22 protein-coding genes are annotated in these 20,757 nt (G+C 67.2%); 11 read left to right on the top strand and 11 right to left on the bottom strand.

All coding sequences use genetic code 11. The features are described from left to right. Positions 1–103: 103 nt before the first annotated feature. The 5 genes from ACFQZZ_RS17510 to ACFQZZ_RS17490 form a co-directional block, all read right to left on the bottom strand. Complete coding sequence (locus ACFQZZ_RS17510; RefSeq protein ID WP_378681297.1) at positions 104–1,042, bottom strand: M56 family metallopeptidase; 939 nt, start codon at positions 1,040–1,042, stop codon at positions 104–106. A 62-nt stretch (positions 1,043–1,104) separates the two neighbouring features. Then, on the bottom strand, positions 1,105–1,497 hold the full coding sequence (locus ACFQZZ_RS17505; protein ID WP_378681294.1) for a BlaI/MecI/CopY family transcriptional regulator: 393 nt from the start codon (positions 1,495–1,497) through the stop codon (positions 1,105–1,107). A 70-nt stretch (positions 1,498–1,567) separates the two neighbouring features. Then, positions 1,568–2,404 carry an ABC transporter ATP-binding protein gene (locus ACFQZZ_RS17500; protein WP_378681291.1) on the bottom strand — a complete coding sequence of 279 codons (837 nt, stop codon included), beginning with the start codon at positions 2,402–2,404 and terminating at the stop codon, positions 1,568–1,570. Next, positions 2,401–3,540, bottom strand: coding sequence for a FecCD family ABC transporter permease (locus tag ACFQZZ_RS17495; protein ID WP_378681288.1), 1,140 nt, complete (start codon positions 3,538–3,540; stop codon positions 2,401–2,403). The genes ACFQZZ_RS17500 and ACFQZZ_RS17495 overlap by 4 nt, the downstream gene beginning before the upstream one ends. Then, positions 3,540–4,550, bottom strand: a complete 1,011-nt coding sequence (locus ACFQZZ_RS17490) for a FecCD family ABC transporter permease (protein WP_378681285.1) — start codon at positions 4,548–4,550, stop codon at positions 3,540–3,542. The genes ACFQZZ_RS17495 and ACFQZZ_RS17490 overlap by 1 nt, the downstream gene beginning before the upstream one ends. A gap of 216 nt (positions 4,551–4,766) precedes the next feature. On the opposite strand from ACFQZZ_RS17490, the gene ACFQZZ_RS17485 reads away from it, so the two are divergent. Then, positions 4,767–5,480: a hypothetical protein gene (locus ACFQZZ_RS17485; protein ID WP_378681282.1), complete on the top strand. Its 714-nt coding sequence runs from the start codon at positions 4,767–4,769 to the stop codon at positions 5,478–5,480. A 147-nt stretch (positions 5,481–5,627) separates the two neighbouring features. Here the strand turns inward: ACFQZZ_RS17485 and ACFQZZ_RS17480 are convergent, their stop codons facing one another. Then, positions 5,628–5,873, bottom strand: coding sequence for a hypothetical protein (locus tag ACFQZZ_RS17480; RefSeq protein ID WP_378681279.1), 246 nt, complete (start codon positions 5,871–5,873; stop codon positions 5,628–5,630). Between the two features lie 884 nt (positions 5,874–6,757). Here ACFQZZ_RS17480 and ACFQZZ_RS17475 point away from each other — a divergent pair. The 4 genes from ACFQZZ_RS17475 to ACFQZZ_RS17460 all read left to right on the top strand — a co-directional run bounded on the left by ACFQZZ_RS17475 (position 6,758) and on the right by ACFQZZ_RS17460 (position 9,594). Next, positions 6,758–7,156 (top strand): PaaI family thioesterase, encoded by a 399-nt coding sequence (locus ACFQZZ_RS17475; RefSeq protein WP_378681869.1) that lies wholly within the window; start codon positions 6,758–6,760, stop codon positions 7,154–7,156. Between the two features lie 80 nt (positions 7,157–7,236). Continuing rightward, on the top strand, positions 7,237–7,539 hold the full coding sequence (locus tag ACFQZZ_RS17470) for an urease subunit gamma (RefSeq protein ID WP_378681276.1): 303 nt from the start codon (positions 7,237–7,239) through the stop codon (positions 7,537–7,539). Between the two features lie 7 nt (positions 7,540–7,546). Then, positions 7,547–7,858: an urease subunit beta gene (locus ACFQZZ_RS17465; RefSeq protein ID WP_378681273.1), complete on the top strand. Its 312-nt coding sequence runs from the start codon at positions 7,547–7,549 to the stop codon at positions 7,856–7,858. Positions 7,859–7,872: 14 nt separating this feature from the next. Beyond that, a complete protein-coding gene (locus tag ACFQZZ_RS17460; RefSeq protein ID WP_378681270.1) occupies positions 7,873–9,594 on the top strand; it encodes an urease subunit alpha in 1,722 nt (573 codons plus the stop codon). A 66-nt stretch (positions 9,595–9,660) separates the two neighbouring features. Here the strand turns inward: ACFQZZ_RS17460 and ACFQZZ_RS17455 are convergent, their stop codons facing one another. Further along, complete coding sequence (locus tag ACFQZZ_RS17455; protein ID WP_378681267.1) at positions 9,661–10,509, bottom strand: SGNH/GDSL hydrolase family protein; 849 nt, start codon at positions 10,507–10,509, stop codon at positions 9,661–9,663. A gap of 178 nt (positions 10,510–10,687) precedes the next feature. Here ACFQZZ_RS17455 and ACFQZZ_RS17450 point away from each other — a divergent pair, with 178 nt between their 5' ends. After that, positions 10,688–11,368, top strand: coding sequence for an O-methyltransferase (locus tag ACFQZZ_RS17450; RefSeq protein WP_378681264.1), 681 nt, complete (start codon positions 10,688–10,690; stop codon positions 11,366–11,368). Between the two features lie 42 nt (positions 11,369–11,410). On the opposite strand, the gene ACFQZZ_RS17445 is transcribed toward ACFQZZ_RS17450, so the two are convergent. Both ACFQZZ_RS17445 and ACFQZZ_RS17440 read right to left on the bottom strand, forming a co-directional pair. Continuing rightward, positions 11,411–12,403, bottom strand: coding sequence for a zinc-binding dehydrogenase (locus ACFQZZ_RS17445; RefSeq protein WP_378681261.1), 993 nt, complete (start codon positions 12,401–12,403; stop codon positions 11,411–11,413). Positions 12,404–12,707: 304 nt separating this feature from the next. Then, positions 12,708–13,373, bottom strand: coding sequence for a TetR/AcrR family transcriptional regulator (locus ACFQZZ_RS17440; protein ID WP_378681258.1), 666 nt, complete (start codon positions 13,371–13,373; stop codon positions 12,708–12,710). Between the two features lie 103 nt (positions 13,374–13,476). Between ACFQZZ_RS17440 and ACFQZZ_RS17435 the strand changes: the two genes are divergently transcribed. The 5 genes from ACFQZZ_RS17435 to ACFQZZ_RS17415 all read left to right on the top strand — a co-directional run bounded on the left by ACFQZZ_RS17435 (position 13,477) and on the right by ACFQZZ_RS17415 (position 18,064). Further along, positions 13,477–14,955, top strand: coding sequence for an MFS transporter (locus ACFQZZ_RS17435; protein WP_378681255.1), 1,479 nt, complete (start codon positions 13,477–13,479; stop codon positions 14,953–14,955). A gap of 142 nt (positions 14,956–15,097) precedes the next feature. Then, entirely contained in the window at positions 15,098–15,967 is an 870-nt protein-coding gene (locus ACFQZZ_RS17430; protein ID WP_378681252.1) for an SDR family NAD(P)-dependent oxidoreductase, read from the top strand. A gap of 42 nt (positions 15,968–16,009) precedes the next feature. Next, complete coding sequence (locus ACFQZZ_RS17425) at positions 16,010–16,666, top strand: urease accessory protein UreF (RefSeq protein WP_378681249.1); 657 nt, start codon at positions 16,010–16,012, stop codon at positions 16,664–16,666. A 35-nt stretch (positions 16,667–16,701) separates the two neighbouring features. Next, on the top strand, positions 16,702–17,424 hold the full coding sequence (ureG, locus tag ACFQZZ_RS17420; protein ID WP_378681246.1) for an urease accessory protein UreG: 723 nt from the start codon (positions 16,702–16,704) through the stop codon (positions 17,422–17,424). Then, positions 17,414–18,064 (top strand): urease accessory protein UreD, encoded by a 651-nt coding sequence (locus tag ACFQZZ_RS17415; RefSeq protein WP_378681243.1) that lies wholly within the window; start codon positions 17,414–17,416, stop codon positions 18,062–18,064. Before ureG ends, ACFQZZ_RS17415 begins: the two co-directional genes overlap by 11 nt. Positions 18,065–18,174: 110 nt before the next feature. On the opposite strand, the gene ACFQZZ_RS17410 is transcribed toward ACFQZZ_RS17415, so the two are convergent. Further along, positions 18,175–18,894, bottom strand: a complete 720-nt coding sequence (locus ACFQZZ_RS17410; RefSeq protein ID WP_378681240.1) for a hypothetical protein — start codon at positions 18,892–18,894, stop codon at positions 18,175–18,177. Between the two features lie 283 nt (positions 18,895–19,177). Beyond that, entirely contained in the window at positions 19,178–20,638 is a 1,461-nt protein-coding gene (locus tag ACFQZZ_RS17405) for an NAD(P)/FAD-dependent oxidoreductase (RefSeq protein WP_378681237.1), read from the bottom strand. Between the last annotated feature and the right edge of the window lie 119 nt (positions 20,639–20,757).

Here is a 20,757-nt window from a genome sequence, read left to right as displayed (position 1 = left end):
TCGGCACGGCGGGAAACCGGGCACTCGTGGTGCTTGGCCGAGATGGTTGGCCCGGCCTTCGGGAAGAGCGTGGGGCCGGGTGGTCAGCGGGGACCGGGGTGTTTCAGTTGCGGAAAAGCCGATCCAGTTCGACCAGCCAGGGTACCGCGACGGCCATGGTCGGAACGACCAGGATGGCCACCGAGCCGAGATACGCGGCCGAGGCGACCCGGATATCGCCGATGCGTCCACCCAGTCGTTGGATGCGTATCAGCGTCGTCGGCCCGCCCGCAGCGAGCGCGCCCTGCGGTGCGGTGGATTTCGAACAGGCGACCAGCGCCCGTGCCAGCGGTGTCGGGCCGGTCACCTTCACGGCGGAGTCGTCGGCGAGCAGTTCGATCAGCAGCTTCACTGAACCCAGCGCGGCCTTGCTGCGCACCACCCGCGGGAAGGCTTCGTGTACGGCGGTGAAGGCCTCGAGCACCAGGTCGTGGCGGGCGCGCAGGTGTGAGCGTTCGTGGCTGACGATGGCGGTGACTTCGGCATCGGCCAGGTTGGTCAGCGTGCCCTCGCTGAGCACGACCCGCTGGCGCAAGCCGGGCAGACAGTAAGCGATCGGCTCGGTCGAGGCAAGCACTCGGATATCGGCCGCGCGTCGGTGCGGCCCGCTCTGGTCGAGCAGGTCGACCAGCATGCGGTGCCGCGCGCGCCGCCTGCGGGTGTGCACGCCGACTCGGACCACCGCGTAGATCAGCCGGGCGCCGACCATCAGGGTGAGGGCGAAGACGAAGACATAGGCCAGCCACAGCGGCAGGCCGAGCACGTCGATTTCCTTGGCCGGTGAGGTGGTCGGTCGGCCGGTGGGTCCGGGGACGAGCAGTTCGGCGGCGATGGCAAGGCCCGAGCCGAATGCGCTGAGCACGGCTGCGAGCGCGATGGCCTGCCACAGGACCAGTGCGGCTCGAGGCGTCCGGTAGGTCCAGGTCGCCCTGCTCAGCAGCGCTGGGGCAGGCCCCGCGAGAAGCAAAGCGAGTCCGGCGAATACCGGCGCGGTTGCGTTCATCGACTCAGCTCACTGCGTTGTGGGGCCACGGCACTCACCGCATTGTGAGGCCAGGTCCAAGACTACTGCGACGGCGGCGCAGTGCCCTCGGATGCTTCGAGCTTAGCGAGTGCCTCGCGCAAAGCATCAGCCTCATCCCTGCCGACCTGTTCCACGAAATGGACGAGTGCCGCCGCGCGGCTGCCTGCCGCGTCGGCCTGCTGCAATGCGTCGAACATCAAACTGGCGACCAACTCGTCGCGAGTGTGCACCGGCGCATAGCGATGTGCGCGGTCGTCGCGACGCTGCACCACGAGGTTCTTCTTCGCCAACCGCTGCAACACGGTCATCACCGTGGTGTAGGCGAGCTCACGTCGCGCAGCCAATGCCTCGTGCACCTGCCGGACCGTTTGCGGTTCGTCACTCGACCACAACTGGTCCATGACCGCTTTCTCGAGTTCACCAAGTCCTGCCATCCCACAAGTTTACGGACTCAACGACGCAATTGCGTACTACACGCCGTCGTAACTACCTGATAGCTGTGTGTCATTTCTCATAGGACGCGAGTACATGCCTCGTGCCGATGGGCACGATCATCGGTCGCCCGGACACCGGGTCCTCCAATACCGAGGCTTCGAGATCGAACACCTCGCGCAACAGCCCGGCATCGACGATGTCACCCGGCTTGCCCTGCGCGACGATCCGGCCCGCGCGCATCACGATCAGCTCATCGCTGTAGCGGATGGCCAGGTTCAGGTCGTGCAGCACCATCACCACGGTCCGCCCGAGATCGTCGTGCAGCCGGTCCACGAGGTCGAGCACCTCGACCGAGTGGGCGAGATCGAGGTAGGTGGTCGGCTCGTCCAGCAGCAGGATGTCGGTGCCCTGGGCAAGTGCCATGGAGATCCAGGCGCGCTGGCGCTGGCCACCGGAGAGTTCGTCGAGCGGGCGGTCGGCCAGGTCGGCGATGCCGGTCTGTTCCAGCGCGGTCATGACTTCGGCCTCGTCGGTGGCCGACCACTGCCGGATCCAGGACTGGTGCGGATGGCGGCCGCGGGCAACGAGATCGGCGACCGTCAAGCCCTCCGGCGCGACCGGCGACTGCGGAAGCATACCGACGACGCGGGCGACGTCCTTGGTCTTCATCGACGAGATTGCCTTGCCATCCAACAGGACTCGGCCCTGCCGCGGCCGCAGCAGCCGGCCGAGCGCGCGCAGCAGGGTCGATTTGCCGCAGCCGTTGGGGCCGATGACGGTGGTGATAACGCCGGGGGCGATGTCGATGTCGAGTCCGTCGACGATGACGCGGTCGCCGTAGCCGAGGGTGACGTCTTCGGCGGAAAGCCGGTGCGCGTCGGAGCTTTCGGCGGATGCGGTGGTCATGACAGGGTCGCCTTCCGATTCATGCGCACGAGCAGATAGAGCAGGAACGGGCCGCCGAACGCCGCGGTCACCACGCCGACCGGCAAATCCACCGGGAACAGTGTCCGCGACGCCACGTCCGCGCCGACTACCAGGATGGCACCGATCAGCGCCGACCCGATGAGCGGTTCGCCCGGTGTTCGCAATATTCTGCGGGCGATCTGGGGTCCGGCCAGCCCCACGAAACCGACCGGGCCCACCGCCGCGGTGGCGACTGCGGCGGCCACGACTGCCGCGCCGATCAGCACCGCCTGCTGGGTTTGGATGCGCACGCCGAGCACCCGGGTGGTCTCGGTTCCGAGGCGCAGCGCGGCGAGGGTGCGGGCCGAGCCGAGCGCAACCACCACGACGACGGCCAGTGCGAGCGCCGCCGGGATCAGCCGGGCCTTGTCGGCGCTGTTGAGTGATCCGGTGAGCCAGAGCTGAGCGCGGGCGGCGTCCTGCAGGCTGGCGCGGGTGAGCAGAAAGCTGATGCCGGACAAGAGGAATGCGTTCATACCGATGCCGACCAGCACCAGGCGCAGGCCGGTGACGCCGTGGTCGCCGGTCGGGCTGCGGCCCCACGCGAGCAGGTAGATCGCTACGGCGGTGAGCAGGCCGCCCGCCAGTGCGGCCAGTGGTGTACCGACCGCGGCGGCGAAGCCTGTTGCGGCGCCGCCGGTTCCGGCGATGACCGCGACCGCGCCGAGGCCCGCGCCCGCGGTGATGCCGAGGATATCCGGTGCGGCGAGCGGGTTGTGCAGGATCGACTGAGTGATGGCGCCCGCGAGGCCGAGCGCGGCGCCGACCACCAGGGCGGTGAGCGCGCGGGGCAGGCGGGACTCCAGCACGATGAAGCGCTGGGAGCGGGTACCACCGCCGGTCAGGACGTCCAGGACCCGACCGAGCGGAATGTGCGCGTCGCCGGTGGCGATGTCGAGGCAGAACAGGGCGAAAAGCACTGCGGCGAGTGCCAGCACGATGAGCAGCATCACCGGTCGGAGCACCAGCGACAGTGAACCGAGGCGCAATGCGGGGCGGACGCGGCCGAGGCCGGCGCTGTTCTTCGCGGCCGGGGCGCTTGCCGGTTTCGCTGCTCGCTCGGTCGGTGAAAGCATCACAGGTTCACCAGCTTTCGACGCCGGACCAGCAACATGAAGAACGGCGCACCGATCGCGGCGAGGGTGACACCGACCTGGAGCTCGCCGGGCCTGGCCACGACGCGTCCAACGATATCGGCGACCAAAAGCAGTAGCGCACCGAACAATCCGGAGTACGGGATCAACCAGCGGTAGTCGGGCCCGGTGAACACCCTCGCCACATGCGGAACCACCAGTCCGAGAAATGCGATGGGGCCGACCGCGGCGGTCGCGGCTCCGCACAGTAGGACGATCGCGGCCAGCCCGAGCGCACGACTGCGTCCGATATTCACCCCGAGCCCACGGGCGACGTCGTCACCGAGGCTGAGCAGGTTCAATCCGGGCGAGGCCACCGCTGCCAATACGACGCCGATCGCCAGGAACGGCAACACCTGCCAGAACACGTCGGCGTCGCGTCCGCTCACGGTGCCGACGACCCAGAACCGGTAGGTATCGAGCGCGGTGGCATCCAGCAGCACAACGGCATTCGTCATCGCCTGCAGGAAAGCGGTCACCGCGGCGCCGGCCAGCACCAAGCTCAGCGGGCTCGCCTTCCCGCCGCCGATGGACGACACCGTGAACACCACGAGTCCGGCGATCAGCGCCCCGGCGAAGGCGAACCAGATGTACTGCTCGGGTGCGGTGAGGGTGAACAGGTAGATGCTCAGCGCCGCAAGGAAAGCGGCACCGGCATTGAGGCCGAGTAGACCCGCGTCGGCAAGGGGGTTGCGGGTGTAGCCCTGGATCAGCGCACCCGCGATGCCGAGTGCCAGCCCACAGACGAGCGCAAGGGCGGTGCGGGGCAATCGAAGTTCGCGCACGATCTCCTCGGCCGTCGACCCGGCCGGGCAGCTGAAGGGCCCGCCAGGGCAGGTGAGTGCGTCGTGCACAGCGGCATAGACGATGCCGGGCGAGAGGTAGCGGGAGCCGATCGCGATGCTGGCGAGCACGGCGAGCAGCAGCAGTGCCGTGAGGAGGAGCAGCCCCAACCGCCGACGCCGCGCGGTATTCGCCTGCGGAGCTGTGTTGCCCGGTCGCGCTTGTTGCGCAGTCTTCGATCGTCGCGCCTTCGGCGCGGCAGTGTCTGATGCCGTCACTGCGACGAACCACTCCTGACTCGATGTACTGCGCGGGTTGCGAAGTCTGGTAAGCCTAACCTATCTTCCGCTATGAACTCATGACGGAGCCGACCCCGAGGAGGTTCGATGCCCGAGCCAGTGATGACCCGCACGGCCAACCACTCCCAGGCGGTGTTCGGACGCGCGTGTAACCGGCTTCGCGCCCTGCAACCGGAACATCCGCGCGTCTACGCGGTGGCCGCGATGTCCGAGCAGGGCAAGCGCCGGTGGTGGCGGCTCTCGGATGGGTTGCGCGAGGGTCGGATCGAGCTGATGTATCGACGCCACGCGGCCGAGATGATCAGTGCCGATACCGCGGCCGAGGTGGTGGCGACCGCGCTGATCCACGCGGTGATCGGCCGAGTCGTCGCATTGCTTGTGGCCGAGGGCCGGGCCTGGGATCCGGGACTGCAGAACCTCTGGATCCACGCGGACAACGACGGCGGAATCGATTGGGCGGGCTTGGTGGACACCACCATTCGCGTGCTCGACAGTGACGAGTTGGCAGGGGAGCCCGGTGTCGTGACACTGCCTTGTGAGCGCGCGATGTACGTCTGGCTGGCGCACCGCTGTGAGCCGTCGCTGACCATGATCCAGTACAGCCTCGCGCGCTGCTCGGGCCTGAGCGCCCGCCGTTTCTGGTCGTTGGTCGGCGAATCCATCATCGGCGCGGCAACGTACGTCCCGGACTTGGCGCGCACCGACGCGTTGGTCGGCGCACGGCGCGGGCAGGGGCTGCTCATGGCGTTGGAAGAGCGGGGTCTGCCGGTACGTCGAGCAACGGGTTGCTTGATCAGATGAGTCGCGCCTTCGCGGACCCGGGTGGCGCTCTCACTCCGCGAACGGGAAGTCGCTGTCCTCGTAGCCGCGGGCAAGTCCAACCGTGAAAATCGCGGTCGCCCTGGTGGTTTCCGAGCGCACTGCGCAGAACCAGGTGATCCGGTCGCGTCACCGCGCGGGACGCGGAGAGCGCTGGCGTTTACGCATCGTCAGAATGCCGGTGACCCATCCGACCGCGAACATTGTCAGCAGGATCAGCCACATTGGTGAGCGGATGGTGATCAGCAGGAATTCGATGGAAACTTTGGCGCGGTTCTCGGCGACGAAAACGACGGCCACGATAGTCAAGGCGATCGCCACCCATTGCGTCGGGGAGATACGGGCCAGTAGCGAACGTTTCTCAGTGCTGTTCATATCGAATCCCCTGGTGTCGAGTCGATATCGGGCGGTTGTGCGGTTTCTGTGAGGACCGACCGGAGCCGGAGTGTGTCGGCTGTGGTCCAGTCCTGCGATTGCCGGATGGCTGTCCAGGCGTCGGCGCGGAGGGTGTTCCCGTGTCCGTCGGGGACTTGCCCGCTCCTGCTCGGTGTGCCTGCGTGCAACGGGGCAGGAGACGGTCGGCGAGTCGGAGTCGATTTTTTTTGTGTCCTCGAGAATTCCACCAGGATTTCGACCGATTACCCGATGATTGCTCGAATCGTGACCATGCGTCGGATCGGGTCGCCCAATTCATCTGTGGATTCGCGCTGGATGCCCCGAGATCCTCGGCCTGGCCGATCGCGCCCGGCTGCGAGGTGTCATGGTCGATGCGCGGAACTGCCGAACGTGATGCGGCAGGCCGTCCACGGTGTCAGCGGGGGGATCCTCGACGAAGTGTCGAATCCGGTCCTCTCCGTGCGTGAATAGAGGGTGGCGGGCTCCACGTGATGGAAACGTGTAGCCCGCCACCGGCAGAGGATCGGGGGTCACCGCAGCCCTCGGGACCTCGCTCGATCCAAACGCCTTCATGAGTATAGGTCAGCCTTACCTAAGTTGCAAGCGACGCTGTCCGGGCCGGTAATCCGGTGCTCGATGGTGCGCCCTACCCGCTCGATCCGCGCAGTTACCTACCGGCCGATGCGCTGCCCCAAGAGCAATCGGCCGACCCGGCCGCTGTACGGGCGGTCGGTTACCCTCGCTGGAAAGTAGGCGTCGTACGCCCCGGCGCGTTCGGCGCGTTTGTGTGGTGTAAAGGTGAAGACATGACGCAGCAAGAAGTGACCGAGATCGAATCGCTGGCCGATGTCACTCCCGAGCTCATGACCGAGCTCAGCAAGAACACCTTCACGGACGTGATCGGTCTCGAGTTCACCGAGGTGACCCCGGACGTGGTCCGTGGCGAACTGACCGCAGGGCCGCACCTGCTGCAGCTGGCCGGGATCATCAACGGTGGCGTGTACTGCACGATCGTCGAAACACTCGCGAGCGTCGGCGGCGGTGTCTGGTTTGCCGCCCAGGGCAACAAGGGGACCGTCGTCGGGGTGAACAACAACACCGACTTCCTACGCGCGGTTCGCGAGGGCAAGGTCTACGGCGAGGCGACGCCACTGCATCGCGGCAGGCTGCAGCAGCTGTGGCAGGTCGTGCTGACCGACGACGCGGGTCGCACGGTGGCACGTGGGCAGGTCCGCCTGCAGAACCTGCCCGCACGGGACTGACAGGGCGCTCGTCGAGCACGGCAGGAACGGCCGTGCCAGAATGGCCGTCACCTGTCGATCCGACCAGCTGAGGAGCCCGAATGCGTCTCTCGCCGCACGAGCAGGAACGGCTGCTGTTGAGCTACGCGGCCGAACTGGCCCGGCGTCGGCAGGCGCGCGGGCTGAAGCTGAATCACCCCGAGGCGGTCGCGCTGATCACCGACCATGTGCTCGAGGGCGCCAGGGACGGGCGTTCGGTCGCGGAGCTGATGTCTTCGGGGCGAACGGTTCTCGCACGCGCCGACGTCATGGCGGGTGTGCCGGAGATGATCCACGACGTGCAGGTCGAGGCCACCTTCCCGGACGGCACCAAGCTCGTCACCGTCCACCATCCGATCGGCTGACCGCGCGATGATTCCCGGTGAGTACCTCTGTGCCGAGGGCACTATCGAACTGAACGCGGGCGCGGACCGGATCGAGCTGGATGTCGTCAATACCGGCGACCGGCCGGTTCAGGTCGGCAGCCATGTGCATTTCCCGCAGGCCAATGCCGCGCTGCGTTTCGACAGGACCGCCGCGCACGGCCGTCGGCTCGACATACCGGCCGGAACCGCCGTTCGCTTCGAACCCGGTCTCGGACAACGTGTCTCGCTGGTGCCTCTGGGTGGCACCCGAGAGGTCTACGGCATCAGCCTGAACCCGCCGGGCCGCCTCGATGGCTAGTTGAGAGGGACACGATGAGTGAGCTGAGCCGGGCTCGGTATGCCGAGCTGTTCGGGCCGACCACCGGTGACCGGATTCGCCTCGCGGACACCGATCTGCTGATCGAGATCACCGAAGACCGCAGCGGCGGGCCGGGACGGGCCGGCGACGAGGCGGTATTCGGCGGCGGCAAGGTGCTGCGCGAATCCATGGGCCAGGCCAGGGCGACCCGCGCCGAGGGCGCACCGGACACCGTGATCACCGGTGCTGTCATCATCGACCACTGGGGAATCATCAAGGCCGACATCGGTATTCGTGACGGTCGGATCTGCGCCATCGGCAAGGCGGGTAACCCCGACACCATGTCCGGGGTGCATCCCGACCTGGTGGTCGGCCCGTCCACCGAGATCATCGCGGGCAACGGCCGGATCATCACCGCGGGCGCCATCGACTGCCACGTGCACTTCATCTGTCCGCAATTGATGGACGAGGCACTCGGCGGCGGCATCACCACCCTGATCGGCGGCGGTACCGGTCCCGCCGAGGGCAGCAAGGCAACCACCGTGACGCCCGGCTCCTGGCACCTGGCACGCATGCTCGAGGCCACCGACGGCTGGCCGATGAACATTGTGCTGCTCGGCAAGGGCAATACCGTCAGCGCCGAGTCGATGTGGGAGCAATTGCGCGGCGGCGCGGCGGGTTTCAAACTGCACGAGGACTGGGGGTCCACCCCGGCCGCGATCGATGCCTGCCTCACCGTCGCCGAAGCGGCGGGCGCGCAGGTCGCACTGCACTCGGACACGTTGAACGAGGCGGGCTTCGTCGAAGACACCCTCGCCGCCATCGCGGGCCGCGGCATCCACGCCTATCACACCGAGGGCGCGGGCGGCGGGCACGCGCCCGACATCATCACCGTCGCTTCGCATCTCAACGTGCTGCCCAGCTCCACCAACCCGACTCGCCCGCACACGGTCAATACTCTCGACGAGCATCTGGACATGCTGATGGTGTGCCATCACCTCAGCGCTTCCATCCCGGAGGATCTGGCGTTCGCGGAGAGCCGGATTCGTCCGTCGACCATCGCGGCCGAGGACCTCCTGCACGACCTCGGCGCGATCTCCATGATCGGCAGCGACTCGCAAGCCATGGGCCGCATCGGTGAAGTCGTCATGCGCACCTGGCAGACCGCGCATGTCATGAAACGCCGCCGCGGCGCGCTGCCCGGCGACGGCGCCGCCGACAATGCCCGCGTCCAGCGCTACATCGCGAAATACACCATCTGTCCCGCGATCGCCCATGGCCTCGAGCACGAGATCGGCTCGGTGGAAGTCGGTAAACTCGCCGACCTCGTACTCTGGGATCCCGCCTTCTTCGGTGTCCGCCCGCACGCGGTGCTCAAGGGCGGCATGATCGCCTGGGCGGCTATGGGCGACGCCAACGCCTCTATCCCTACGCCGCAACCGGTCCTCCCGCGCCCCATGTTCGGCGCGGCACCCGCCGTCGCCGCGGCCACCTCCGTGCACTTCGTCTCCGAACAAGCCATCGAGGACGGGCTCGCCGATCGGCTCGATGTGCGCCGAAAGCTGGTGCCCGTCAAGAACGTTCGCAAGCGGACCAAGGCCGACATGCCGCACAACGACGCCATGCCCCGCATCGAAGTCGACCCGGACACCTTCACCGTCCGTGTCGATGGTGAGGTCTGGACCGAACAGCCCGCGACCGAGCTGCCGATGGCGCAGCGCTACTTCCTGTTCTGAGCGAGTCCTGGTAACCGGTTCGTCGCACGCCTCGCGAGGTGCGGCCCGCAGCCGGTCTGATTGATGTCACCGCGAGGAACGGATGGCCTGGACGATGATGTCGGCGACACCGCGCATGCCTTGCAGCGTGGGGTGGTAGGGGACAAGGGTTTCGGTGGCAAGGACCGGGTCGAACCAGCGGACGCCGGCGGGGGCGCACATGTCGTGGCCGGTGGCATGGGCTTTGGTGTCGATGTAGGTCGCGGCTCGGGCGGTTGCCTCGCGGGAGACGACGGTGTTGAGACGGTCGAATTTGGATTGGACGTAGGGGGCGTCAGTTGGGCGCAGGCCGGGAAGTTCGGGACAGCCGCCGTCGCGGACGTAGAGGGGCCAGCCGTCCACAAAGATCTCCGCGTTCGGGGCGAGATTCGAGATCTGTTGCAGGGCAGCGGAATATGGTGCGGCGATGGCGTCGATGTCGGCGTCCCATGCGGGGTCCACGCAGTTGCCGCCGACGATGCCCGCCAGGTGGCAGGTGGCCACGTGCTTGGTCATCTGGGCGTCGTTGGCGCCGATGTGGACGGTCACCAGTTCGGTGTTGGGGCCGAGGGCCTCGAATTGTGGTGTGATGCCGGGGCCCTGGGAGCTGATCAGGTCGGTGATCTTGGCGGAGCTGCAGGTCCGGTCGTCGAGGTGCAGGCCGAGGTCTTTGGCGACGAGTTTCGGGGTGTTGGTGGTGGAGCGGGCGCATTGTGGCGGGGCGCTGGTGTCGAAGTTCTGTACGCCGGTGGTTGCCGCGCCGGAGTCGCCGAGCGCCACGTACTCCGCTCCACCGCCGGCGGGTGCGGCGGCGGCGGGGGTGAGGAATGCCGAGGTGAGCGCGAGTAGACCGGTGCTGAGTGCTGCGGCGCGCCAACGGATCCGGCGGGTTGTCATCAGTCGTTCTCCCGTTCGGTTGGATCCCGGCGAGTGAGGGGTCAAAGTGAGACGCGGTGGTTTCGATTGTGACGCAGGCTACTCGTTGCGCGGCGGCTCTCGCAAGGCCTGCGAGACGAAAGCGGCAGGTCGGGACGATGGGCCGGTGCTACCCGGGTTGCGGTGGCAGACTGCGAATATGACGACATTCGACTGGGCCGATGTTGACAACTATCTCGCGGACAAGCTTGTAGGAGACAGGGATACGACGGCGGCGGCGTTGGCGACGAACGCGGCGGAGGGGCTGCCCGCGATCGATGTGTCAGCCGCGCAAGGGAAGTTTCTGCACTTGATCGCACGATCCATCGGGGCGCGGCGGGTGCTCGAGATCGGCACGCTCGGCGGTTACAGCACGATTTGGCTGGCGCGAGCGGTAGGGGAGAAGGGGTTGGTGGTCACGCTCGAGTTCGAACCCCGGCACGCCGAGGTAGCGCGCGGGAACCTGAACCGCGCCGGTGTGGGTGACCGGGTCGACATCCGGGTCGGCGCGGCACTCGAGAGCCTGCCGGTACTGGGAGCCGAGGACCCGGAGCCGTTCGATCTGGTATTCATCGACGCCGACAAGGTGAACAACTCGAACTACGTGCAGTGGGCGCTACGGCTGACCCGGCCCGATTCGGTGATCATCGTCGACAACGTGGTCCGCAACGGCGCGGTGGCCGACGACGCGTCCACCGACTCCGCGGTGCAGGCCAGTCGCGATCTGATCGACCTCCTGTCGAGCGACCCGCGGCTGGACGCGACCGTGCTGCAGACGGTGGGCTCGAAGGGCTGGGACGGATTCGTTTACGCCGTCGTGAACGACAACACGGCTGGCTGACCAGGCGTAGCGGGTCGCGGCTACGCCTGGCAGGTGGGCGGGTCAGGGGATCAGGACTACTTTGCCGACGGTGGCACGGGTCTCCAAGGCGCGGTGGGCGTCTGCCGCATCGGCGAGTGCGAAACGGTGCACGGCCGGGCGCAGTCGGCCTGCGGCGGCCTCGGCGAGTGCACGGTCTTCGAGAATGCGGACGTTGCCGCCGACCCGTTGCATCATCGGCGGTCCGATGACCGTCTGGGAGGTGACGCCGCGCTCGGCCAGTTCCTCCTCGCTGAGCGGCAGTGGCTTGTCGCCTGGTTTCCTGCTGGACCAGCCGTAGACGAGGTGCTCTCCGCCCTTGCCGAGCAGCGCGAGTGCGGCGCGGCTGATTTCGCCGCCTACGGAGTCGAACAGGGTGGTGGCGCGGCGGTCGCCGAGCTGCGCGCGGACCTGGTCGGCCCAGTCGGGCTGGGTGTAGTCGACGGCGATGTCCGCGCCATTGCGTTGCACCAGTTCGACTTTCGCGGATCCACCCGCGAGCCCGACCACGGTCGCGCCGGCATTCTTGGCGTACTGGACCAGCAGTGTCCCGATGCCGCCCGCGGCGGCCGTCACCACCGCGACGCTGTCGGGGCCGAGCTCGGTGAACTGCAATATGCCCATGGTGGTGCGCCCGGTGCCGATGACGGCGACTGCCTCGGCCGGGTCGATATTGTTCGGAATCTCTTGCAGCCGAGTGGCTTCCGTCACGGCGAGCTCGGCGTAACCGCCGGGGACATTTCCGAGATGCGCCACGACCCGCTTGCCGAGCCACGCGGTATCGACGTCGGGACCGATCTGGTCGACGGTTCCGGCGACCTCACGCCCGGGAACGGTCGGTAGCTCCGGCAGGGGTACCGGGCCGGGCGCACCGTTCCGGATGGCGGTGTCGATCAGGTGGACACCGGCCGCCGCCACCGCGATGCGGACTTGGCCGGGGCCGGGTTCCGGATCCGGGACGTTCTCATAGCGCAGGTTTTCGGCCGGGCCGAAGGCGTGAAGTCGGATGGCGTGCACGGAGACTCCTGTTCGTGGGGCGGTCGGCGACAACTCTTCAACATCAACCATGGTTTAGGTCAAACGCTCGCGCGCCGACAACGAGCCATTGGGCTGCGCACGGAGAGATGGGAAAACCAGGCAAATAGATCACCATACGTAGATATGCGCATCTAGGCATGTCATGGCGATAGCGGGCTACCCAACGCCCGGCCGAGCCGGGCGCAGCAAGGACAGGGGAGGGCGGTGGCAGGTGTGGGAAGCGCACACGCTCTGAATGTGCGGATCTCGGCCCGATTCGACCGTTGGTTCCCAGCCCGAAGGGTTACCGCCTGGCGCGTGCCTCGAATCCGTCGCAGAGCGCCGACAGTCCGAGGTAGAGCAGGTCTTCGGAGGTCAGGTCGGTGACTCCGATGCCGTCCAGTTCGGCGAGCGCGGGCGGAACCGGCAGTTGTGACTTTCCTTGCAGCAATGCGCGCAGGCCGTTGTCGCCTTCGGGGTTGATGCCGTCGCGGGCGAACAGGGCGCCGCTGATCTCCGGCAGCGTCGCGCCGGAGATGTAGTTCCACACTGTGAACGCCATGGTGGTTGCCTCCCGGGTCGAGACATCGAGTTCGCGCAGCCCCTCGACGAGCCAGGCCAGGCAGGCCAGGCTCTGCGGGCCGAAGCTGTAGCGGGGCATCGCGAAGGTGAGCAGCACCCACGGATGTTGTTGGTACAGCGCCCAATCGATCTCGGCGGCAATGCGGACCCGATCGCGCCACGTCCAGTTCTGCCCCTCCGGTGACGGGTACGGATTCTGGCGTGCTACCTCGTCGGTCATTGCGGCGAGCAGCTCGTCCTTGTTCGCGACGTGGCGATAGAGCGACATGGCGCCGACACCCATTCGCTCGGCAATGTGCCGCATGGAAAGGGCGTCCAGACCGCCGGCATCGGCCAACGCGATGGCGGTGTCGACAATGGCGGATTTAGTGAGCTTCGGCTCGGTCATCCCATGACTCGCTTCCAGTTCCCGGCCTTGGTGCGTACACTGTACCCGGGGTCATGCGTACGGCGTACGCGACACGGGAAATCGAATTGACTGAGGTGTTGGAATGACAGAGGTGCAGGCAGTGCGGCCGGTAGCGGCGCCGTCACAGCCCGGCTCGCGTCGGGCCTGGATGGGTCTCGCGGTCCTGTTGCTGCCGGTGCTGTTGGTGTCGATGGACATCTCGGTGCTCTTCCTTGCCATGCCCACCCTCACCCTCGATCTCGACCCGTCGGCCACCCAGCAGCTGTGGATTCTCGACATCTATGGGTTCCTGATCGCAGGGTTGCTGATCACGATGGGCAATCTCGGTGACCGAATCGGGCGGCGCAACATCCTGCTCGTCGGTGCATCGGTCTTCGGGGTGGCGTCGATCATCGCGGCCTTCGCGCCGAGCGCGGGTGTGCTGATTGCCGCGCGCGCCCTGATGGGTGTCGGCGGCGCGACACTGCTGCCCTCCAGCCTCGCGCTGATCTCCAGCCTCTTTCCGAACGCGCGCGAGCGCGCCGCCGCCATCGGCGTGTGGACTGCCTTCTTCGCGGGCGGCTCGGCGGTCGGCCCGATCCTCGGCGGCCTGCTGCTGCACCATTTCTGGTGGGGCTCGGTCTTTCTCATCAACATCCCGGTGCTGCTGGTCCTGCTCGCCTTCGGTCCGTTCGTACTGCCGGAGCACCGCTCCAGTGTGCTCGGCCCGTTGGACATTCCGAGTGTGGTGCTGTCGATCGGCGGCATCCTGCCGGTGGTGTACGCGATCAAACACGTTGCGGCAGAAGGCCTGGATGTGGAGGCGCTCGCTATCGGACTGGTCGGTGCGGCGTTGCTGACCATCTTCGTGCGGCGGCAGCGGCAGCTGGCCGAACCGCTGCTGGATCTGCGCCTGTTCCGTCGGGCTCAGTTCTCGGTCGCCATCGGCGCCAGCCTGACCGGCATGATGTCGCTGGCCGCGATGAGCTACCTCACCAGCATCTACCTGCAATCGGTCACCGGGCGAGACCCGTTGGCGGCGGCCTTGTTCGGTATTCCGATGGCGGTCGCGGTATTCGTATTCTCGATGGGCGGCGCCCGAGTGGCCCGGCGCTTCGGTGTCCGCAGTTCGTTCGTGCTGGCGCTGCTGGCCTCCGCGGTCGGCAATCTGCTGCTGCTCGGTGTCGGAGTCGACGGCGGTCTCGCGTGGTACCTGGTCGGATCCACGATCGCCGGTATCGGCTACGGCCTGGCCTTCACGATGGTGTCCGAGGTCGCGGTCTCCTCAGTGCCGCCGGAGCGGGCGGGGTCGGCCGTCGGGATCTCCGAGACGAGCTTCGAACTGGGCAATGCGCTCGGCCTCGCGCTGCTGGGTTCGGTTGCGGCACTGGTCTTCCGGTCGGGCGGGGAATACTCCGACACGCTGGGTGAGACCATTCAGCGATCCGCCGGCGACAACGCTCTCATCGACTCCGCTCGTGAGTCGTTCGTCGCGGGCATGCACGTGGCGACGTCGGCCGGGGCGGTGCTGCTGGTGGTGATGGCGGCCGTCGCGTACCTCGCTCCGCGGCAGAGCCGCTGATCGGGCCGCGCCGAAGAACGGTGCGGCTACCCGGTAGCCCGGTGGGTGGTGAGCTGCCCGGGGTCGGCGTCGCGAGTCGCGGTTGATCATGTCGGCGCCGATACGGGTGTGCGAAGGCCGGTGGGCCAATACAGTCGAATGCGTGAATGAGACACCGGCTACCGGCAATGGGCGGCCGCTCGCTGAGCGGATCGCGAGTCGGCTGCTGTATCCGACCTCGCGGCCGCGTGCGAAGGCCTTGCGTACGGAGGTCTCCGGTCGGATCGTGCTGGTGACCGGCGCGTCGCATGGCATCGGAAAGGCCAGCGCCAGGAAGCTGGCGGCGGCGGGCGGAATCGTGCTGCTGGTGGCTCGGTCGCGCGAGGACCTCGAGCAGGTGGCCGCCGAGATCACCGCCGAAGGCGGCACCGCGCACGTGTACCCGACGGACATGACCGACATGGATGCCGTCGAGCGACTGGGCCGCGAGCTGCTGGACGAGCACGGTCACGTCGACGTGCTGGTGAACAATGCGGGCAAGTCGATTCGCCGCTCGATCGACGAATCGTATGATCGCTTCCACGATTTCACCCGCACCATCGATGTGAACTACCTCGGCCCGGTAAAGCTGTTGCTTACCTTGCTGCCGAGCATGCGCGAACGCAGGCAGGGACACATCGTCAACATTTCCACCTGGGGTGTACGGATGCCGCCCGCGCCGAGGTGGGCGGCATACGGCGCCTCGAAAACCGCCTTCGATGTCTGGCTGCGCAGCGTCGCCGCCGAAATTTCCGCCGACAAGGTCACCACAACCTCGATCTACATGCCGCTGGTCCACACCAGAATGAGCGCACCGACCGACTTCAGCCGCGTCCCCGGCCTCACCGTCGACGAAGCCTCCGACCTCGTCTGTCATGCGATCACCGCCAAGCCCCGCGAGATCGCCCCGTGGTGGTCTTCTGGGGTCCAGGCATGGTCCGACCTCACCCGCGGCCGAGCCCAGCGCTTCATGGAGCGTTCTTTCCACCGCTGACCGGGGTGTCGGCTGCGACACGCCGGGGCATAGGATCGACGGATGCAACAACCCGCCGAGCGAGCTACGAGCCTGGCGATGCTTTTCACGCTGGCCGACTCGCGCCTGCCGATCGGCGGGCATGTGCATTCCGGCGGAGTCGAGGAGGCCGTTGCGTCCGGGCTCGTGCGCGATGTCGCGACGGTGGAGCTGTATCTACGCCGTCGGATCCGTACCTCGGGGCTGGTTGCCGCCTCGTTGGCGGCAGCGGTGTGCTCCGGTGCTCTCGAGCCGGTGCGTGCGGAGGCCGAGGCGGACGCGAGGACACCCGCGCCAGGTGCGCGTGCGGCGTCGCGGGCCCAAGGACGCGGGCTCTTGCGTCTGGCCAAACAGATTTGGCCGCAGCATGATTGGGTTGCGCTCGAGTCGCGCCCGCATCTGTCTACGGTATTCGGCATGGTCGGCGCGGCCTGTGCGGTGACGCCGCTGGAGACGGCCGGTGTTGTCATCTATACGACGCTGACCGGAGCGGCGACCGCCGCCCAACGTCTGCTCGCATTGGATCCGGCCGCGATCGCCGCGTGCACGGTCCGGCTCGCCGACCTGTGTGATCGCACCGCGGCGGAGGCCGAGGCCGGACTCGCGGCGCTGTCGGATCCGCTGCAGGATGTGCTGGCACAACGCCACCTGCAGCGGGATATGCCGCTGTTCGCCAGCTGACCGAGCCGTACGGACCCCGAGAGAAGGAGACGCTCATGCCCCCGCATCTGATCGACGGTGAACCGCACGATCACACTCACGATCGGCCCAAGCGTGCACGCACACCGGGGGAGGCGCTGCGCATCGGCGTCGGCGGGCCGGTCGGCTCGGGCAAGACCGCGCTGGTTGCCGCGCTGTGCAGGCAACTACGCGACGAGCTGTCACTCGCGGTGTTGACCAACGACATCTACACCACCGAGGACGCGGACTTCCTGCGCCGTCACGCGGTACTGCCGGACGAACGGATCACCGCCGTGCAGACCGGCGGCTGCCCGCACACCGCGATTCGCGATGACATCACCGCGAACCTCGATGCCATCGACGATCTGATCGCGGCCAATCCGCCGCTGGATCTGATCCTGGTGGAATCCGGCGGCGACAATCTCACCGCGACGTTCTCCTCCGGCCTGATCGACGTGCAGATCTTTGTCGTCGACGTCGCGGGCGGCGACAAGGTGCCGCGCAAGGGCGGTCCAGGTGTCACCTTCTCGGACCTGTTGGTGATCAACAAGACCGATCTCGCCCCGCTGGTCGGCGCCGACCTCGGCGTGATGGAACGCGACGCGGCGAAGGTGCGCGAAGGGCGCAAGACCGCGATGATCTCGCTCACCGACGATCCGGCCGCAACCCCGGTGCTCGCCTGGGTGCGTGAGCAATTGCGCGCCATCGCCGAGCAAGACCAGCAGTCGGCCGCTGCCGAATCGGCCATTGCGCACTGAGTTACGCATCGTCGCGGCCATCGGCACGCTGCCGGAGATCCATGCGAGCGGCGGGCTGGCGGCGCGGCGCACCGGTCCCGACACGGTGTACCTGATCGGAACCGCCGCCACTCCACTCGGCGGTGACGAGCTCGACATTGTGATCATGGTCGGCCCCGGCGCGCGATTGGTGGTGCGCTCGGTGGCGGCGACCATCGCGCTACCCAGCGCCGCTACCCCGCAGTCGAGCGCGCACTGGCGCCTCGAGGTCGCGGCTGGGGGAGAACTGGATTTCGACCCCGAGCCGACAATTGTGGCGGGCGGCGCGCACCACGATGCCGTCACCTCGGTCCGCTTGGCGACCGATGCCCGGCTGCGGTTGCGCGAGCGAGTGCAGATCGGCAGGGTCGGCGAGAACCGAGGCGGCTGGCGCGGCGACCTGAACGTGGATGTCGGCGACCTTCCGTTGCTTCGGCACCGCCTGGAACTCGGCGTGGACAGCGCTGCCGACGACCGGCTCGCCGCGCCCCGCGCACTGGACAGCGAGCTCGTCTATCCCGATGACCGCCTGGTCGAAACAATCGGCATGTCCGCGACTCGCCTGCCGTTGGCGGGCGGCGGGACGCTGTTCACTCGAACCGGGTTGCTCCTGGGCAGTTGATCCGGTGCCGAGCTCGCATCCGGAGGGTTAGCGGAGCGAGAGATGGACATAGGAAAAGGGTGGGAACTCGACAGCGTCGTCGAGTTCCCACCCTTCCGCTTCGAGCTCGGTCAGTCGCCGACGACCCGCGAGGGTGCGTTGAAAGCGTTGACCGCACCGACCGCCGCACCGGCTGCCGCACCGAGTGCCGCCGCGGGGATCGTGATCACCGCCGCGCCGACGCCGGCGCCCAGCATGGGCCCGGCCACGATGCCGACCGGCAGGATCGGCAGGCCGACAACCAAGCCGACTACACCACCCATGACGGCCGAGGTCAGCGCGATCGGGGCCGATGCCCCCGCCCCCGCCAGCGCACCCATGGCGGCGGTCCCGATGGTCTGGCCGGCGATCCGGTCGGACCTGCTGCGTTCCATCCCGACCGAATCGAGGAAGGTCGCGAGATTGGCTTCCGCCATCGCGGCGTTGTCGTTGATCTGGATCGCCTGCTCCTGGTCGATCCAGTCCGGCGTCGGGACTGTGACGTCACCGAAGCGGAACTGACCGGGAGGTGGCGCGATCGGCGGTACCGGTGCTACCGGGACCGGTGGGTGCAGCACGCCGACCGGTGCGAGGTAGCGCTTGTCCGGTGCGGGCCGCGACCACTGCAGCGAGCTGCGCGTGTTGTCGGGGATGTTGAGCCCCTCGTACGGCACGGCGTTGGGCGAGTCGGCCGCTGGCCACTGCGCCTTCTGCTCGGGGTGCGTCACCGTGTTCGATTGCGCCGGCTCGGCATTCGCGGTGCCGGTTCCCACCAGCGCCAGGACTATCGGTACCGCCCCCGCCGCGACCATCGAGCCAACCTTCTGTCGCTGCGGGTTGGGAGCTCTGTGTTTGCCCGTGGCCATACATCACCTTTCATTCCGGAGAAATGCTTGTTCGACGTCCCACATTCGGACCCGCGGCGCAAGTGGATTGGTCGATTCTCAGGTGAAGCAAAGGTTTTAGTATTGCCATGAATTAGCTGTCACGTAACTCGCTGCATCCGGGACGGATTGGGCCATCCGGATTGGCGTGTAACAGTCAGTTTCTAGCGTCGACGAGCGAGGCGACGAAATGATTGCGTGAAGTTTGCCGTCAGCCCGCCTTGCGGTCTGCGGCCGCCTTCTCCGCCTTGTCGAGGGCCTTGGCCTTCTCCACGGACTTACCGTTCTCGGCAGGAGGCGCGCCGAGCGCCGCCGCGAGTTCATCGGCGTCTTCCTCGTCGGCGTTGACGGCCTCGAGTGCGAGCCGGGCGAACACCCACTGCTCGGTTGCCGCCATCTGACCGCGGCTGCGCCCCAGGAAGGTCACGAACCACTGGATGACGGTGATGATCCGGCTGCGGTAGCCGACCAGGTAGTAGAGGTGCAGCGCGAGCCAGGCCAGCCAGGCGATGAACCCGCCGAACTCCAGCTTGCCGATCTGGCACACGGCGCTGAACCGCGACACGGTCGCCATGCTGCCCTTGTTGAAGTATTTGAACGGCTTGCGAGCCTGCGGCGCTTGGCCTTTCAGACCGGCCTTGATCTGCTTGGCCGCGTAGGTCGAGCCCTGGATCGCGCCCTGCGCCATGCCTGGCACATTCGGCACCGACATCAAGTCGCCGACGACGAACACGTTCGGGTGGCCCTTGATGGTGAGGTCGGGTTCGACGATGACGCGCCCGGCACGGTCGATCTGGGTGCCCTCGGACTGCTCCGCGAGCATCTTGCCCAGCGGGCTGCCCTGCACACCTGCCGACCACACCTTGCAAGAGGACTCGATACGACGGGTAGTGCCGTCGGAGTCCTTCACCGTGACGCCGTGTGCGTCGATATCGGTCACCATGGCATTGAGCTGGATCTCGACGCCCATCTTCTCCAGCCGGCGCTGCGCCTTGCCGCCCAGCTTCGGGCCCATCGGGCCGAGCACCGCGCCCGCGCCTTCGAGCAGGACGACTCGGGCGTCGCGCGGATCGATGTTGTGGAACGTGCCTTCGAGGGTGCGATCGGAAAGTTCCGCGATCTGGCCCGCCAATTCGACGCCGGTTGGTCCGGCGCCGACCACCACGAAGGTGAGCAACCGGTCCCGCATCTCTTGCGTGGTAGCCAGTTCGGCCCCTTCGAACGCGCCCAGGATGCGCGCGCGTAGCTCGAGCGCGTCATCGATGGTCTTCATGCCGGGCGCATAGGTGGCGAACTTGTTGTTGCCGAAGTAGGACTGCTGCGCGCCGGTCGCCACGATCAGGCTGTCGAACGCGGTGACCGTGTTCTGGTTGAGCAGCTGCGAGGTCACCGTCTTGGCCTGCAGGTCGATATCGATGACATCGCCGAGCAGCACCTGTGCGTTCTTCTGCTTGCGCAGTACAAGGCGGGTGGCCGGGGCGATTTCGCCGACCGAGAGGATGCCGGTGGCCACCTGGTAGAGCAGCGGCTGGAAGAGGTGGGTGGAGGTCTTGGAGATCAGGGTGACATCGACATCGGCGTGCTTGAGGTGCTTGGTTCCGAACAAGCCGCCGAAGCCCGAGCCGATAACCACCACCCGATGACGACGGTTCTCGACAGACTCAGTGCTCATCGTCCTGCTCCTCGACAGACCTGGGCTTGGCCCCACGAACGTTGTTGACCCGCCTTACGGTAGTCGGCGCTGACTCGACCGTCACGGCGAGATCCCGGTTCCTGCTGTGCTGCGAAGCG

The organism is Nocardia sp. GCM10030253, from assembly GCF_042675075.1.
GTDB lineage: Bacteria > Actinomycetota > Actinomycetes > Mycobacteriales > Mycobacteriaceae > Nocardia.
Note: the sequence above shows the minus strand (reverse complement) of the source record. Positions and strands in the feature narration are given on the sequence as shown.